A 14431-nucleotide genomic window follows, 5' to 3' on the forward strand; every position below is an offset into this window, starting at 1 on the left:
TTTCCCACAATCACACGCCCCTGATCGACTTCTGAATGCAGAGGTCGATCAAGCACCGAATACAACAGTCTCATTCTTCGCTGCGCAGTCGAAAAGAACGCACACCGATCAGAGCCAAGTTACCTTGCAGTACATCTCCGAATCCGGTTGCGATCGTTACATCTGCTTACTGATCCGCTGGGCCCCCGCCGGCGACATCGTTACGGTCGGCCGAACGCTCGGCGGTATGCACGAGCCGGCGATCTGAGATCACGCCACCGTTCTTCTTCCCTGAATTCGGCACCGGTCCAATCTACAGTGCTGCCGACGATCGACTCCAACTCGGCGAGGCCTGTGCAGGCATCCGCCAGTATTGCCATCCCGCGAGACTATCGACTACCACCGACAATTCTGCGTGCGATCGTCAGATACACCGCTGCGAGTTCTGGCGCCGAGAGTGGACCTTCGGGCCGATACCATCCTGCGATTCCGACGCACAATGTCGTCACCGCCCGAGAGGCATCCTCCGGATGCTCGGTGTCGAAGTCGCCCGACTCGACGCCGTCGTGGACGATCGTGTCGAGCAAGCGCTGTTGCTCGTCGCGTTGAGCTATGTACGCACTGCGGTTGCCGGCTTCGAGGCTGCGGATCTCGGTCGATCCGATGAACGCCTGGTCCCGGCGATACATGTGGAACAAGAGCAACGAAGTGACGACGGCATCGAACCGGGCGCTGGGCGAGGTCCCAGCTTCTGCTTCCGCGATCCTCGACCGTTGGAGCAAATCGGCCATGGCGGCCTTCATCAGCCCCACCAGAAGGGCCTGCTTCGACGGAAAATGGTGATACAGCCCTGGAACGGACAGTCCGGCGCGAGCTGCGATCTCACGCACCGAAGCCCCGTGGTAACCCTGCTCGACGAACGCGGCGAGGGCCGCAGCCAGTGGCGCGGAGAGCACCGAGCCCTCGTAGATGCGCCAACCGCCTCGCTCCGCATCTCCACTCATAGTGGACCAGCCTGCTCGAATGTGACCTTTCCTGCGCGGACAGTGGCCAGAATCGGATCCGCGCGGAGGTCACGGTTTCCCAGATTCGCGGGGTGTTCGGCCAGTATCACCAGATCTGCCGCATCCCCGACGTCGACCGATCGACGGCCACCGCACGCCGCGGCCAAGGCGACGTCCAGCGGTAACGCCTCCTCGACCTGCCACGACCGGCGATCGTCGTCGGTACGCCACACGGCATCGGCGACGGCTTCGAGCGGCGACGGCGCGCTGACCGGGGCGTCGGAGCCGAACAGCAGCTCTACGCCCGCGCGATGCAGCGAGGCGTACGGGTAGGAGATCGAGGCTCGACCGCTCCACAGCTCGTCGGCGACGTCACGGTCGCTCATCGCATGCTGAGGCTGGATGGATGCTGCGACGCCTGCCGCGGCGAACCGCTGCACGTCGGCAGGCAGGACCTGTTGAGCATGCTCGATCCGCCCGCCGGTTCCGATGGCCTCGAACGCGTCCAGTGCAAGTGAGTTCGCGCGGTCACCGATAGCGTGAACGGCCGGTTGGATCCCGCCTTCGGATGCCTGTCGCATCAGTGCGCGAAGGTTTGCGGGTGTCTCGAGAAGTAGGCCGGTTCCGGAACCATCGGGATACGCGTCGTGACAGCATGCGGTTCGGGTGTTCAGTGAACCGTCGAACATCACTTTCAGCGGGCCGAGTGAAAGATTCCGCTCGTCACCGATGCGATCACCGGTCCTCGCGCCGAGGTACAACTCGTGTTCGAGCCATTCCGGCCACACCGCGATGGATATGTCGACGGATGACTGCCCGACGTCGGCGCGACGTAGCCAGACAGCTCTGTTGTCCGCGTACTCGAAATCGGTCACGGCGGTGATGCCTCGTCGGGCCAATTCGGCGGTGGCGTCGAGGACGCTGCGATCGCCGTGCTCGGTATCGGCAAGCCGGTCGAGAGCACCGAGACCTTCCATGCAGTCGTGATCGCGCAATATCCCCGTCGGATGATCGATGGACAGTTCGGCCAGAAGTGCCGGACTGAGCCACAGCGTGTGCAGATCCATGCTCGTGATTGCCACGAGGCGGTCCGGTAGGGCCCTCTGCAGCGCATCCTTGTGTGGCACGTCGGGCCACAGTGCGTCCCGAAAACCTTGGGCGCGCAGTATCCCGCGCCCGTACCGCTCCTCGGAGTGCACAAGGATGTCCACGACGGCAGCGGCAGAATCTGATTCCGAGACATCGATCCGCGTCAACGATGCGGCCCACTGCGTCAGATGCACGTGATTGTCCACGAAACTGGGCAACAGCGCCCCTCCTCGACCGTCGAGGATCCCACCCTCGACAGCGCGCGAAGCACTCCCGGACGGGGTCACCTCGGCGATCCGACCACCGACCGTCTGCACTTCGAAGGTCGGGCCGCCCGCGGCGAGAACCACGTTTCTGATCAGCACCTCCGGACTCTAGAACACTCTTGCCGTGAAAGCGTGGGCCGGCCGAGTGGGAACCTTTGACGAAGCTGAAGCATCAGCGGCTGTGGTCTCGTCCACGTTCGACGAACCAATCCACGAGATCCGGTGCATCGACGGCCGAGCGGTCGAGAATGCGTGCGGCGTCATCTCCCTGAAAGATCCGTTTGAGCGGGACCTCGAGCTTCTTCCCAGTCCTGGTGTGAGGGATTCCGGGGGCGGCGATGATTTCGTCGGGTACATGCCGAGGTGATGCGTGCTCCCTGATGACCGCTTTGATCCGTCCTCGTAGCGGTTCATCGAGTTCGGCGCCATCGGCCAGCACCACGAACAACGGCATCCAATAGCTACCGTCGCCGGATTCGATACCGAGGACGAGGGATTCGACCACCTCGGGTAGGGATTCGACTGCCTGGTAGATGTCGGCACTACCCATTCGAATACCGTTGCGGTTCAATGTCGAATCGGAACGTCCGTGAACGATGACGCTGCCATGATCGGTGACGGTAATCCAGTCTCCGTGGCGCCAGACCCCTTCGAACGTATCGAAGTATGCGTCGCGGTACCGCGATCCGTCCTCGTCGTTCCAGAACCGGGTAGGCATCGACGGCATCGGCTTGGTGACGACGAGTTCGCCTACCTCGCCGGTTACCGACCGACCCTGGTCGTCGTACGCGGCCAGCGCAACGCCGAGGTACGGGGCCGACAGTTCGCCCGGCCATACCGGCACTGTGCGCACCCCGCCCGCGAACGCCGAGACCACATCGGTCCCACCCGAGATCGAGAATACCGGGACATCACGGCTGATGTTGTCCGCCAACCAGATCGACGATGTGGCCGGTAGCGAAGACCCGGTGATCCCGATCGCCCGCAGCGCACCGAGGTCGTGATCTTCACCTGGGTGTGAACCCGCCTTGATGCAGGACAGCACGTACCCCGGGCTCGTTCCCAGGAAGGTGACCTTCTGTGCGGCAGCGATTTTCCACAGCGCATCGGCCGTCGGGAAACCCGGGCTACCGGACGAAGTCACGATGGTGGCGCCGACGAGGAGACCTGCCACCTGAAAATTCCACATCATCCAACTGGGGCTCGTGTACCAGAAGAACGTGTCGTTCGGTCCGATATCCGATTGCAGTCCAACGGACTTGAGATGTTCGAGCAGAACTCCACCATGACTGTGCACGATCCCCTTGGGCAAACCTGTGGTACCCGAGGAGAACACTATCCACAGCGGATGGTCGAACGGAACAGGAACGCTGGTCCACACGCGCTCGCCCGCAGTGGCCTCGTCCCACGTGATGGATCCTGCAGTGACATGCGTGCCGACCTGGACGACGAGATCGACCGTCGGCAAGTTCTCACGCAACGCGCTCACGTCCGCAGTCTTGTCGTGGTATTTGCCGCCGTAGGAGTACCCATCGGCGCTGATCAGCACCTTGGGATCCAGTTGTCCCAAGCGATCCGATGCGGCAGATGCGGAGTAGTCCTGTCCACACGCTGACCACACCGCGCCGATGCTTGCCACCGCAAGAAACGCGATCACCGTCTCGGGAATGTTGGGAAGGTAGCCGACGACGCGGTCTCCCTTCGCTACCCCGCGCGTCTTCAACGTCTCGGCCAGCGATGCTGCCTGCCTGGCCAACTCGTGCCAGGACAGTCGGGTGATCGTTCCGTCTTCGTGTGCGTGCAGGATCGCAGGCCGATCGGTTCGGATATGCCGCTCGACCTGGTCGACGTAGTTCAGCGTGGCACCGGTAAACCACTGTGCCCCCGGCATATCGGTCGAATCGAGAATTGAAGTGGGTCGATCGGTGGCGATGACGTCGAAGTAATCCCACACCGCGCGCCAGAAATCGGGGAGATTGTCGGTGGACCATGTCCACAGCGATCGATAGTCGGTCAGGTCGAGAGCGTGCCGCCGTTGGACGTAGCGCTGAAAGTCCGTGATACGAGCATTCTCGATGTCCTCGGTCGACGGCGTCCACTGCGTATCGGTCATATGATTCAGTATTCCCGACGGCGCCCGATCCGCGTCATGGGTCACTGCGATTCCATGTCCAGCATTCCGATGGACTTCTCACGCATCTCGACTTTCCGCACCTTTCCGGTGACCGTTGTCGGGAATTCATCGACTACGTGGACGTATCGCGGGATCTTGTAGCCCGCCAGTTTTCCCTCGCTGAATGCACGAACCGCAGCGGCGTCGAGCGGTACCGAATTGTCCCTCATCCTTATCCACACCATCAGTTCTTCGCCGTACTTCGCGTCGGGAACTCCGATTACCTGAGCGTCGAGGATGTCGGGGTGGGAGTACAGAAACTCCTCGATCTCTCGGGGGTAGATGTTCTCTCCCCCTCTGATGACCATGTCCTTGATCCGCCCCGTGATGGCGACGTAACCGTCGGCGTCCATGACTCCGATGTCACCGGTGTGCATCCACGCCTCGGCGTCGATGGCCTCGGCGGTCTTTTCCGGGTTCTGCCAATACCCGGCCATGACGGAATAGCCTCGTGTGCACAGTTCCCCCGGCTCACCGCGCGGTACGGTCTCCGCGGTCGTGGGGTCGACGATCTTCACCTCGAGATGCGGACCTACTGCACCCACCGTCGAGACTCGTTGGTCGATAGTGTCCTCGCTACGAGTTTGCAGCGAGACGGGCGAAGTCTCGGTCATGCCATAGCAAATGGACACCTCACTCATTCCCATTCTGTCGATCACCTGCTTCATGATCTCCGCAGGGCACGGCGAACCCGCCATGATGCCGGTCCGCAGACTCGACAGGTCGAACGAATCGAACTCAGGCAGCGCAAGTTCGGCGATGAACATCGTCGGAACGCCGTACAGCGACGTGCACCTCTCCTTCTCGACGGCGGCGAGCGTGGCAGCAGGCTCGAAAGCTCGTCCAGGGATCACCATGGCGCTGCCGTGGCTTGTGCAGGCAAGGTTGCCCATGACCATGCCGAAGCAGTGGTAGAACGGCACTGGGATACACACTCGATCCTCGGCCGTGTAGTGGCACAGCTCGCCGACGAAGAATCCGTTGTTCAGAATGTTGCTGTGGCTCAGCGTGGCACCCTTGGGGAATCCTGTTGTACCCGAGGTGTATTGGATATTGATCGGATCGTCGACCCGCAGTTGGTCCAGCACGTCGGCGACCATTCGTGGTCGATCGGCCAGCGCGCGATGCCCGCGATCGGTCATCAATTCCCAACCGAAGCTGCCGATGTATACGACTTCCCGCAGATCAGGAGCTTCCGAACGTGCCTCCTCGATCATGGCCGCGTAGTCCGCTCCCTTGAACTCCTGCGCCGACAACAGAACCGACACGCCTGATTGCTTCAGTACGAACCGCAACTCGTGGGTGCGGTAGGCCGGGTTGATATTGACCAGAACGGCTCCGATTTTGGCGCTCGCGTACTGCGCCAGTACCCACTCCGGGCAATTCGGAGCCCAGATGCCGACGCGATCGCCCTTCACGACGCCTTGCACCAGCAGGCCCGCGGCCAACAGTTCCACGTCCGCGAGAAACTCCGAATAGGTCCACCGCCGGTCGGACACGACATCTACCAGCGCATCATGCCCGCCGTACAGCGATGCAGTTCGATCCAGATTTGCTCCGATAGTGTCTGCGAGCAGCGGCTGAGACGACGCTCCTGACGCATAGCTGAGTGTCTCCATGACCCCCACGATAGTGAGCTGCGTCACCGAGGACCACCCCCGGACAGGGGTACTCAGTCGAGCGTGATGGTCTCCGAGGACTCGAGAACATCCGCTCGAGAAGTGTCCTTCAGTGCCACGCCCGAACGCCCCAGGCTGCGCGCACCACGCACGAGTCCGGCAACGATCTTCGCGGATTGCCGATAACCCAATCCTTCCGGTGGATGAATGTTCGAGATGCAGTTTCGGTCGGCGTCCGACCTGCCTGGCGCAGGCAGATGCGTGAGATAGATTCCCAGACTGTCCGCCACCGACAACCCGGGGCGTTCACCGATCAACACGACGACAGTGCGCACCCCCATTGCCTCTGCGATGTGATCGCCCAGTGCCACCCGAGCCTCGGTCGCGATGACCGGCGGCGCCATCGAGTACAGGTCTGCCAATTCCTCGACAAGCGCTTCCAACATCGAGGTTCCATGATCGGTCAGTGCGCGCGGCGAGAGTCCGTCGCTCAGCACGAATCCGATATCGAACTCCCCCGGCGTGATCGAGGACAGATCGTGGGGCTGTCGGCCTAGGTCCGGTCTGCGGAGATACTCCGCGCGCGAAGTCGCCTTCGATGTCACGACGGCAGGAGCACCGATCCCTACCCGCTCGACGGCGACTGTGAACGAGTCCACCTCCAGTGGCGTGTGTACGGCGTCACGGGCCGCGGCATGTGCGGACCTGAGCTCGAGAACACGTCGCGTCGGCAGTGAATCGCCGGTGCGGCCCAGCCCAATTCGAGCCTGAGTACTCAGTCTCAGGTCCGCCCAGAAGTCGGTGGGTTCGATCTCGGTCATCGCGTGCCCGTCAGTGCTCGTAACGGAGAACCCGTTGCATCGACGTCGAGTATCCGACCATGGGAGTCCACCATGCCCAGGCGATCGAGCCAGGCTGCGAATTCGGGCGCAGGCTTCAACCCCAATACCTGGCGCACGTACAGGACGTCGTGGAAACTCGAACTCTGATAGCCGAGCATGACGTCGTCCGCACCGGGAACGGCGATGACGAAGGCCACTCCGGCGGCGCCGAGCAGCGTCAACAGCGTGTCCATATCGTCCTGATCGGCCTCGGCGTGGTTGGTGTAACAGACGTCGACACCCATCGGTAGGCCGAGCAGCTTTCCACAGAAGTGGTCCTCGAGCCCGGCTCTGATGATCTGCTTACCGTCGTAGAGGTACTCGGGTCCGATGAATCCGACGACGGTGTTGACCAGCAACGGTTCGAGGTCGCGGCATACCGCATACGCCCGCGTCTCCAACGTTTGCTGGTCGACTGGTTTGCCTCCCATTCCAAGGTGCGCGCCGGCGCTCAGCGCTGAACCCTGGCCGGTCTCGAGATACATGACGTTGTTGCCGACGGTTCCCCTGTGCAGCGATCGACCTGCTTCGTTGGCTTCACGGAGGAGCGAAACATTAACGCCGAAGCCAGAATTGGCGCCCTCGGTTCCCGCCACGGACTGAAAGACCAGGTCGACGGGAACACCTTTTTCGATCAGCTCCATCGTCGTCGTGACGTGCGATAGTACGCAGGACTGCGTCGGGATCTCGAAACGCTGACGGATGTCATCGAGGAGATGCAATAGGTCCGACGTCGCATGAGGTGAATCGGTCGCCGGGTTGATTCCGATGACGGCGTCCCCCGACCCCAACAGCAACCCGTCCAACGTTGCCGCCGCGATACCGCGTGGATCGTCGGTCGGATGATTGGGTTGCAGCCTCGTGGCGAGGGTTCCCGGCAGGCCTATCGTCGTACGGAACGCTGCGGTGACCTCGACAGCACGTGCAACCGCGATCAGGTCCTGGTTCCGCATGATCTTGCTGACTGCCGCTACCATCTCCGGGGTGAGGCCAGGTGCCACTGCACGTAGCGTCGCCGCGGCCGAGGTCGAGGCTGCAGTGTCCAGAAGCCAGTCTCGGAGTCCTCCCACCGTGAGATGCGAGACTGCGCCGAACGCGACGCGGTCGTGCGAGTCGATGATGAGTCTGGTGACTTCGTCGGTTTCGTAGGGAACCAAAAGGTCCTGCAGGAATACTTCGAGGGAGACTTCCGACAGTGCCCATTGTGCCGCGGCACGCTCGGCATCGGATTGCGCTGCGCACCCGGCCAATTCGTCGCCCGAGCGCAGTGGCGTCGCTTTGGCCATCAATTCCACGAGAGAGTCGAACTGATAGGTGGTGCCCGATATCTGCTGCGTGTAGGTGGTCATTCGAGCTCAGCTTCGGCCTTCGCCAGCGCTGCGAACTCTTCGTCGGGCGAGTTCGCGACCAAGTGATGGCGGCTGTAGATACCGAAATACAGCATGAACGCAGCGAATACGCCCAGGCACCAGAGCGCGGCAGTGCTGTCGACCAGGAACGTCGCGACGACGGCCAGCGCGGCGACTACCAGGGCGAAGCCGGTAGTGGCGACTCCACCGGGAGTGCGGTACGGGCGTTCCATCTCCGGTTCCTTGCGACGCAGCACGATGTGGCTGATCATCATCAGAACGTAACTCAGCGCGGCGCCGAAGACTGCCATGTTGAGCAACATCGCACCTTGCCCCGTGAGCGAGAGCAGAAAGCCGATGATGCCGGGCACGATGAGTGCAAGGACGGGAGCTTTACGAGAGTTTGTGACAGACAGTGTCTTCGGTAGGTACCCGGCACGAGAGAGCGCGAACAACTGCCTGGAGTAGGCGTACATGATCGAGAAGAAGCTGGCAACGAGGCCTGCAAGTCCGATGTAGTTCACCACCTTGGCGGCTCCGCTGTCGCCGAGCGCCTCCACGAGTGGATTGCCCGATGACTGCATCGCCTCGGCTCCGCCTGCGCCAGTGACGAGGAAGAGCACCGAGGCACCGGTGACGAGCAGGATGCCCATCGCAGCGATGATGCCGCGCGGAACGTTCTTGGTCGGATCCTTGGCCTCCTCCGCGGCGAGCGGCACTCCCTCCACTGCGAGGAAGAACCAGATGGCGAACGGGACCGCTGACCAGATTCCGAGGTATCCGAACGGCAGGAAGCTCGACGCGCCTGCTGCATCCGTCGGGGCGATGTCGGTGAGGTTGCTCGCGTCGAACTTGCCTAGTGCAGCGAGGACGAAGATCACCAATCCGACCAACGCGATGGCGGTGATGACGAACATGATCTTCAGCGCTTCACCAGCGCCGGTGAGGTGAATGCCGATGAAGATGGCGTACACCGCCAGGTATACCCACCACCCATCGGTGATTCCGAAAAGGCCGAGGGATTCGACGTATGCCCCGATGAAGGTGGCGATCGCTGCCGGAGCTATCGCGTATTCGATGAGAATTGCCGTACCGGTGGCGAACCCACCCCACGGCCCGAGTGCACGCCTGGCAAAGGTGTAGCCGCCTCCCGCCGCAGGGAGTGCCGAGGACATTTCGGCCATCCCGAGCACCATCGCCAAATACATTCCCGCGATCAGTACGCCCGCGATGAGAAGCCCACCGAACCCACCTTGTTCGAGACCGAAGTTCCACCCCGAATAGTCCCCGGAGATAACGTAACTGACACCGAGTCCGGCGAGGAGGACCCAACCGGCCGTGCCCTTCTTCAACGTTCGTTTGGCGAGGTAGTCGCCGCCTTCGACGTGTGAATCGACACCGCCGTGATGGGATGCCGTCGGATCGCTGACAGACATGAAAATCCTCTCGTGCACATGGAGGTTCTCGCGCTTCGGTTGCGCGAGTCGGCTCAAGATAGGCCCGTTGTGTAAGCAAAATGTCATCTTTCGATGACGTGGGAATTACGGCGTCCTACGTCACTTGGTTGACGTCACCGATGTCGCCCTCGTCCGGTTCCGCGACTGTCAGCACTGCGTCCACAACAGCCTTGTTGGTCTCGAGCTCACGCTCCAGTCGCCGGAGTGTGCGCGCGATCGACGATTCGACGGCGTCACCGACGAGATCGACACTTGCCACAACATAGATCTGCTTGGGCCCAACGAATTCGATACGAACGAAGTTCACCGATGCAACACCCGGTAGCTCTTCGATCCTGTCGACTACTGCTTGCCATAGTGCTCGCGACCCGGGTTCGCCGGTGAGAAAACGGCGGTTCCGGTCGATCAGAACGAATGCGACGATTGCCAGAAGTATGCCGACGAGAATGGAACCCATCGCATCCCACGCCGCGTTGCCGGTGAGCTGGTGCAGCCCGATTCCGACTCCTGCAATGACCAGGCCGATCAACGCGGCAGTGTCCTCGGCGAAGACCGCGCGAAGCGTCGGGTCCGAAGTCTGCAATGCCTGGTCGAGAAAGTCGCGTTTGTACTCCGCTGCCTCACTACGAATTTGGCGAACGGACTGGAGAAACGACACTCCCTCCAGAACGAAGGCAATCACCAGCACGCCATAGGCCATCGCATAGTTCTCGGTGCTGGACTCGCCTGCGAACAATGACGTGATTCCGTGCCAGATCGACACGGCCGCACCTGCGACGAACAATCCGACAGCCGCAAGCGTCGACCAGAAGTAGGTCTCTCGTCCGTGCCCGAGCGGACGTTCGTCGTCCGGGCCGCGCGAGCCCCGCTTATTGGCGACGAGCAGAAATATCTCGTTGCCGGTGTCTGCCCACGAGTGCGCGGCCTCGGCAACCAGCGAAGCGGAACCGGTGATTACTGCGGCCACAGTCTTGGCGACAGCGACGCCGAAATTCGCCACGAAGGCGATGACGACGGTGCGGAAGCTGTCGCCGCCGGTGGCTGGAGCGGTCGCGGAACTCTTCATCGGTTCGGCACTCTTCATCGGTTCGAACTGGGCACGGCGTCAGCCCTGAAGCATCCCGGGTACCGGGCACGCGTCTGCAGCTTCGGCGACCACGAGGATATCGCCCGGAACTTCGGGCCTGCGCCCCTCTTCCCAGTCGAGGCCGACAAGCGGCGGATACTGGTCGAGAAGGTCGTTCTCCACTGCCGTGTACGCACGTCCACGACTGAGGAAACGTACGCCCTCGGGTGATTCCAAGGAAAAGCCTCCACCGCGCCCCGGCACGACGTCCAGTACCAGTTGAGTGTGCTTCCACGCTTGGAACTGAGAACCGGATATCCATACCGGAACGGCGTCACTGCCTTCGGGAAGGTCGTCCGGGATATCTCCCACGCCGAGACGTAAGTCCAGAAGACCCAACAACACATCCCGGTCGCCGACGATGAATTCCCCTGCTGGATAACACATCGGCGACGACCCGTCACAGCATCCGCCGGACTGATGCATCATCAGTTCGCCGTGGATACCACCGAGGCGACAGAGAAGCTCCATCGCCCCGGCGGTTGCTCGCAGACGCGCAGGCGGGGCCGGAGCCGCAGGCCTGCCGGCCATCAGAAGAAGCCCTGAGCCTTTTGGGCGTAGCTCACAAGAAGGTTCTTCGTCTGCTGGTAGTGATCGAGCATCATCTTGTGATTCTCACGTCCGATGCCCGACTGCTTGTACCCACCGAACGCGGAGTGTGCTGGGTACTGGTGGTAGGTGTTGGTCCACACTCGACCAGCCTTGATGTCGCGGCCGGCGCGGTAGGCGACTCCACCGTCTCGCGACCACACGCCGGCCCCGAGTCCGTAGAGCGTGTCGTTTGCGATGTCGATGGCCTCGTCGTAATCCTTGAACGACGTCACCGAAACGACCGGCCCGAAGATCTCCTCCTGGAAGATCCGCATGTTGTTCTTGCCGGTGAAGATCGTCGGTTGCATGTAGTAGCCACCGTTGAGATCTCCACCGAGTTGGGCGCGCTCGCCGCCGGTGACGATCTGTGCACCTTCACTCTTGCCGATTTCGATGTAGGACAGGATCTTTTCGAGCTGATCGTTACTGGCCTGTGCACCTATCATCGTCTCGGTATCCAGCGGATCACCCTGACGCACAGCCTTCGTGCGGATCGCAGCGAGAGCCAGGAACTCGTCGAAGATGTCGGCCTGGATGAGCGAACGCGACGGGCAGGTGCACACCTCACCCTGATTGAGCGCGAACATCGTGAAGCCTTCGAGCGCCTTGTCCTGGTAGTCGTCGTTGTGGGCAAGGACGTCGGAAAAGAAGACGTTGGGGCTCTTGCCACCGAGCTCGAGGGTGACCGGAATCAGGTTCTGCGACGCGTACTGCATGATCAGGCGGCCAGTGGTGGTCTCACCGGTGAAGGCGATCTTGGCGATCCGGGGGCTGGAGGCAAGTGGCTTGCCTGCTTCGACACCGAAACCGTTGACGATGTTGAGCACTCCCGGCGGCAAGAGGTCACCGATGATCGAAATCAAATGGAGGATCGAGGCCGGCGTCTGCTCGGCAGGCTTGAGCACGACCGCATTACCGGCAGCAAGTGCGGGCGCGAGCTTCCAGACGGCCATGAGGATCGGGAAGTTCCACGGAATGATCTGGCCGACCACGCCGAGTGGCTCGTGAAAGTGGTAAGCGACAGTGTCATTGTCGATCTCGGAAAGCGAACCTTCCTGTGCACGAATGCAACCCGCGAAGTAGCGAAAGTGGTCCACTGCCAGTGGGATATCGGCGTTCAGGGTTTCGCGGATCGGCTTGCCGTTGTCCCAGGACTCGGCGAGCGCGATGGACTCGAGGTTTTCGGCGATTCGGTCGGCGATCTTGTTGAGGATCACGGCGCGCTCGGCAGCGGATGTCTTACCCCATGCGGGAGCAGCGGCATGCGCGGCATCGAGAGCCAGTTCGATGTCCTCGGAGGTCGAGCGAGCAACCTCGCAAAAATTCTCTCCGGTGACTGGGGTCGGGTTCTCGAAGTACTGCCCCTTGACCGGCGGCACCCATTCCCCACCGATCCAGTTTTCGTAGCGTGGCTGGAACGACATGACTGCTTCGGCCGTACCGGGACGGGCATAGACGGACATCTAGTGACTCCTTCTGATCAACCGAACTGATGTGATTCAGAACACTAGGGTTTGCAACGTTGCAACTACGTTGCTGTGCAGCGCAGCAACTACGTTGCTGCGCTGCGCATGGATCGAATCAGACACCCAACTGACGGTCGAGTAGATCGATACGCGCGTTGACCTGGCCGTAAAGCGCAGAATCTGCGTTCAAGGTGGCGCGATACGCCTCCCAGGCAATTACGTCGGTGCGACCGTGGATCGAGGAGGTCCACTGGGCGAGCAGGACGGGGTCGCCGACACGAAGCAGGGCTGCTTGCATCCTGGATCGCAGTTCTTCGCGAATTTCGTCGATGCCGGGTGCCGACGAACCCGGAAGCACCGGCCCCGAGTAGATCCGCATCGCGGCCTCGACGTCACCGCGGTCGAGCGCGCGGCGAATATCACCTACATCCGAGGCCAGTTCACCGACCAACCGGTACGGTCGGGATGCGAGCCCGGACGCGCCGAAGGTTTTCCGTAAACGCGACATCTCGGCTCGGATCGTCACGGAGTCGAGCTCGTGTTCATCGAGTAACACAGCGAGATGATCCGAACTCAAACCTTCAGGGTGATCACCGAGCAGCAACAGTATTTCCGCATGCCGCTGCGACAGCGCCAACCGGCCGCTGCCACGCACCAACCCTGGCCGCCCGCTCCCAAGCACTTCGAGGCGAGGCGCTGTGTCCCCCAGCGACTTCGGTGAATTCATCAGATGCATCCGAAGCTCGGACTCGGCGGCAGCCACGGTCGCACGGATCAGCGAGAGCACTTCGGGCACAGCAACTCTCGGACCACCGGTGATGTCGATTGCGCCGAGAATATGTCCACTCGTCGGGTGATGCACAGGAGCCGCCGAGCAACTCCACTCGTGCACCGAACGGGAAAAATGCTCGGCCGCGAAGATCTGGACGCAATGATCGACGGCGAGCGCCGTCCCCGGCGCATTCGTCCCCTTGGACTCTTCACTCCAATCGGCACCCTCGGCGAAGTTCATGGTGAGAGCGCGATCCTTGGCGGTCGCATCCCCCTCCACCCACAACAATCTGCCCTCGGCATCGGAAATCGCGACCAGCAGACCGGTGTCTGCTGCGTCCTCGACGAGCAACTTGCGGATGACCGGCCTGATGATCGACATCGGGTGACCGTCACGATATCGCTCGAGTTCGGCGCCGGAAAGGGCGAGCGAATCGTTTCCACCGTCCGGATTCACACCCTTGGTTCGGCTGCGCAGCCACGAGTCCAGGACTACCGATCGGACGGAATCGGACGAAGGCGGTTCGTCGTCGACGAAGAGTCGGTGCGCGGTGGACATCTCGCGGGCGAGAACATCGACGTCTTCACCTGGGCGAACGGCAATCCAGGGGTTGCCCTGCCCTCGAAATCTAGCTGTCATTCCGATGCACGCCTTCCCGC

The 14431-nt window shown here is 61.8% G+C and carries 11 protein-coding genes; all 11 read right to left on the bottom strand.

What is annotated here, in order from left to right; genetic code table 11:
- Window positions 1-368 precede the first annotated feature (368 nt).
- The gene (locus tag H2510_RS13965; RefSeq protein WP_186628928.1) at window positions 369-983 is read right to left on the bottom strand and encodes a TetR/AcrR family transcriptional regulator; all 615 of its coding nucleotides are present in this window, start codon (window positions 981-983) and stop codon (window positions 369-371) included.
- On the bottom strand, window positions 980-2437 hold the full coding sequence (locus H2510_RS13970; protein ID WP_186628929.1) for an amidohydrolase family protein: 1458 nt from the start codon (window positions 2435-2437) through the stop codon (window positions 980-982). Before H2510_RS13970 ends, H2510_RS13965 begins: the two co-directional genes overlap by 4 nt.
- A 73-nt stretch (window positions 2438-2510) precedes the next feature.
- Window positions 2511-4451 (bottom strand): acetoacetate--CoA ligase, encoded by a 1941-nt coding sequence (locus H2510_RS13975; protein WP_186628930.1) that lies wholly within the window; start codon window positions 4449-4451, stop codon window positions 2511-2513.
- 41 nt (window positions 4452-4492) lie between these two features.
- Window positions 4493-6130, bottom strand: a complete 1638-nt coding sequence (locus H2510_RS13980) for an AMP-binding protein (RefSeq protein ID WP_186628931.1) — start codon at window positions 6128-6130, stop codon at window positions 4493-4495.
- Window positions 6131-6183: 53 nt separating this feature from the next.
- Entirely contained in the window at window positions 6184-6951 is a 768-nt protein-coding gene (eutC, locus tag H2510_RS13985) for an ethanolamine ammonia-lyase subunit EutC (RefSeq protein ID WP_186628932.1), read from the bottom strand.
- Entirely contained in the window at window positions 6948-8360 is a 1413-nt protein-coding gene (locus H2510_RS13990; RefSeq protein ID WP_186628933.1) for an ethanolamine ammonia-lyase subunit EutB, read from the bottom strand. Before H2510_RS13990 ends, eutC begins: the two co-directional genes overlap by 4 nt.
- On the bottom strand, window positions 8357-9796 hold the full coding sequence (gene eat / locus H2510_RS13995; RefSeq protein WP_186628934.1) for an ethanolamine permease: 1440 nt from the start codon (window positions 9794-9796) through the stop codon (window positions 8357-8359). The genes H2510_RS13990 and eat overlap by 4 nt, the downstream gene beginning before the upstream one ends.
- Window positions 9797-9911: 115 nt before the next feature.
- The gene (locus H2510_RS14000; RefSeq protein ID WP_186628935.1) at window positions 9912-10883 is read right to left on the bottom strand and encodes a cation diffusion facilitator family transporter; all 972 of its coding nucleotides are present in this window, start codon (window positions 10881-10883) and stop codon (window positions 9912-9914) included.
- A 39-nt stretch (window positions 10884-10922) separates the two neighbouring features.
- Complete coding sequence (locus H2510_RS14005; RefSeq protein WP_261392948.1) at window positions 10923-11474, bottom strand: DUF779 domain-containing protein; 552 nt, start codon at window positions 11472-11474, stop codon at window positions 10923-10925.
- Window positions 11474-12997 (bottom strand): aldehyde dehydrogenase family protein, encoded by a 1524-nt coding sequence (locus tag H2510_RS14010; RefSeq protein WP_084348031.1) that lies wholly within the window; start codon window positions 12995-12997, stop codon window positions 11474-11476. Before H2510_RS14010 ends, H2510_RS14005 begins: the two co-directional genes overlap by 1 nt.
- Before the next feature lie 118 nt (window positions 12998-13115).
- Window positions 13116-14411 carry a helix-turn-helix domain-containing protein gene (locus H2510_RS14015; RefSeq protein ID WP_186628936.1) on the bottom strand — a complete coding sequence of 432 codons (1296 nt, stop codon included), beginning with the start codon at window positions 14409-14411 and terminating at the stop codon, window positions 13116-13118.
- Window positions 14412-14431 lie beyond the last annotated feature (20 nt).

The organism is Rhodococcus sp. BP22 (assembly GCF_014281965.1).
Lineage (GTDB): Bacteria > Actinomycetota > Actinomycetes > Mycobacteriales > Mycobacteriaceae > Rhodococcoides.

Bases quoted from the DNA above. Each gene is read 5' to 3' on its own strand.
- H2510_RS13965 (WP_186628928.1), bottom strand. From the start codon at position 983: ATGAGTGGAGATGCGGAGCGAGGCGGTTGGCGCATCTACGAGGGCTCG.
- H2510_RS13975 (WP_186628930.1), bottom strand. From the start codon at position 4,451: ATGACCGATACGCAGTGGACGCCGTCGACCGAGGACATCGAGAATGCT.
- H2510_RS13980 (WP_186628931.1), bottom strand. From the start codon at position 6,130: ATGGAGACACTCAGCTATGCGTCAGGAGCGTCGTCTCAGCCGCTGCTC.
- eutC (WP_186628932.1), bottom strand. From the start codon at position 6,951: ATGACCGAGATCGAACCCACCGACTTCTGGGCGGACCTGAGACTGAGT.
- H2510_RS13990 (WP_186628933.1), bottom strand. From the start codon at position 8,360: ATGACCACCTACACGCAGCAGATATCGGGCACCACCTATCAGTTCGAC.
- eat (WP_186628934.1), bottom strand. From the start codon at position 9,796: ATGTCTGTCAGCGATCCGACGGCATCCCATCACGGCGGTGTCGATTCA.
- H2510_RS14000 (WP_186628935.1), bottom strand. From the start codon at position 10,883: ATGAAGAGTTCCGCGACCGCTCCAGCCACCGGCGGCGACAGCTTCCGC.
- H2510_RS14005 (WP_261392948.1), bottom strand. From the start codon at position 11,474: ATGGCCGGCAGGCCTGCGGCTCCGGCCCCGCCTGCGCGTCTGCGAGCA.
- H2510_RS14010 (WP_084348031.1), bottom strand. From the start codon at position 12,997: ATGTCCGTCTATGCCCGTCCCGGTACGGCCGAAGCAGTCATGTCGTTC.
- H2510_RS14015 (WP_186628936.1), bottom strand. From the start codon at position 14,411: ATGACAGCTAGATTTCGAGGGCAGGGCAACCCCTGGATTGCCGTTCGC.